The sequence below is a fragment of the Mesorhizobium sp. M7A.F.Ca.ET.027.03.2.1 genome (genome assembly GCF_003999175.1).
GTDB lineage: Bacteria > Pseudomonadota > Alphaproteobacteria > Rhizobiales > Rhizobiaceae > Mesorhizobium.
Map to the genome: position 1 here is coordinate 1 of NZ_RZOM01001098.1, position 2,035 is coordinate 2,035.

At 61.3% G+C, this 2,035-nt stretch carries 2 protein-coding genes; one reads left to right on the forward strand and one right to left on the reverse strand.

The window, feature by feature from the left end; genetic code table 11:
• The coding region (locus EN750_RS31630; protein WP_145968100.1) for an aldo/keto reductase at positions 1–718 on the reverse strand (718 nt) is incomplete at its 3' end.
• Positions 719–995: 277 nt separating this feature from the next.
• On the opposite strand from EN750_RS31630, the gene ppk2 reads away from it, so the two are divergent.
• The gene (ppk2, locus tag EN750_RS31635) at positions 996–1,916 is read left to right on the forward strand and encodes a polyphosphate kinase 2 (protein WP_127270468.1); all 921 of its coding nucleotides are present in this window, start codon (positions 996–998) and stop codon (positions 1,914–1,916) included.
• Positions 1,917–2,035 lie beyond the last annotated feature (119 nt).

Genomic DNA, 2,035 nt, shown 5'->3' on the forward strand with positions numbered 1-2,035 from the left:
GTTCGGACCAGCCCGCGAGTTGGCGGGCGGTGGGGCTGTCGCGGCGGTATTTGCCGGACAGCAATCCGCCGGCAAGCGGGCTCCAGACCAGGACGCCCAACCCCTGGTCGACGGAAATCGGCAGCAACTCGTACTCCGCCTCGCGCGCTTCCAGCGTGTAATGGATCTGCTGCGTGACGAAGCGCGGCTGGTGGCGGCTGTCGCTGATGCCGAGCGCCTTCATCACCTGCCAGCCGGAATAGTTGGAGCAGCCGACATAGCGGATCTTGCCCTGGGCAACCAGCGTGTCGAGCGCGCCGATGGTTTCCTCCAGCGGTGTCACGCCATCCCATTCGTGCAGGAAATAGATGTCGATGACGTCTGTCCTGAGCCGCTTCAGGCTCTTCTCGCATTCGCGGATCAGGTGATGGCGCGACAAGCCTTCATCGTTCGGGCCTTTGCCGATCCGCATCCGTGCCTTGGAGGCGATCAGCACGTCGCCCTTGCGCTTGCCGCCGAGCGCTTCGCCGATGATTTCTTCGGAAATGCCATTCGAATAGACGTTGGCGGTGTCGATGACATTGATGCCGGCGTCGATGCAGAGATCGATCATCCGGCGCGCCTCGTCGAGATCGGTCTTGCCGACCGCCGAAAATGCGCCGGCGCCGCCGAACGTCATGGTCCCCATGGTCAGCGTCGAAACTTTCAGGCCGGAACGGCCGAGGGTGCGGTATTCCATGTCGATCCTCGCGATTGCGTTGAGAAAGGGGCTGGGGAGGGTGCCCGAATGTGGCCGCTATTTGTAGGACAATTTGCGCGACTTGTCGCCATGCCAAGACGCCGGATCGATCATGCCTGGCGGGATTGGCAGCGGCGGCGATCACGCTCGGGCTGCAATAAAACCGTCATTGCAGGCCTATATTGAAGTCGGCTCAGGCGTTGCCGTTCCGGGCTGTAAGCCGGAGTTTGGGGCGCCGGACGTGGATCGACAGAGCTTGCAAGTGGAGCAGCCGATAATGACCGAGCTAAAACAGAATTCTCCGGCCAGGGATTGGCTTGAAGCCGAGCTCGCCGACACGCTCGACGAAGACTATGAGCTCGAAATGTCGGAGCCGGCGCTGTCGATGGAGATCGCCAAGATCTACAAGAACTCGCATCCGCCTTCGATCGACCGCATGCAGTATTTTCGCGACCTGATCACCCTGCAGTCCGAGTTGATCAAGCTGCAGTCCTGGGTCGCCTACCACAAGAAGAAGCTGGTGGTGATCTTCGAGGGACGCGATTCGGCCGGCAAGGGCGGCGTCATCAAGCGCATCACCCAGCGGCTCAATCCGCGCATCTGCCGCGTCGTGGCACTGCCGGCACCGACCGAGCGCGAAAAGTCGCAATGGTATTTCCAGCGCTATGTCCCGCATCTGCCGGCCGGCGGCGAGATCGTGCTGTTCGACCGCTCATGGTACAACCGCTCGGGCGTCGAGCGGGTGATGGGCTTTGCCCAGCCCGATCAGGTCGAAGAATTCTTTCACGACGTGCCGGAGTTCGAGCGCATGCTGGTCCGCTCGGGCATTACCGTGGTCAAATACTGGTTCTCGATCACCGACGAGGAACAGCAGATGCGCTTCCTGATGCGCATCCATGACCCAATGAAGCAGTGGAAACTGTCGCCGATGGACCTGCAGTCGCGCGTGCGCTGGGAGCAATACACCAAGGCCAAGGAAGAGACCTTCGCCCGCACCAACATCCCGGAAGCGCCCTGGTTCATCGTCGAGGGCAACGACAAGAAGCGCGCGCGGCTGAACTGCATCGACCATCTGCTCAAGCAGCTGCCTTACGAGGAAGTGCCGCATGAGGAGATCACGCTGCCCGAGCGCGTCTTCAACCCCGAATACGAGCGCCAGGTGCTGCCGCGCGAGCTCTACGTGCCGGAGAAGTATTGATGGATCGTGTCCAGCCGATAGATGGGTAACAGTTTGAACCGGATAGATAGGTAACAGTTTTCCCCCTTATGATGGGTTCGCGGCAGCGCCAAGCGGTTGGGTTGGCGCGGCGCTGCGGC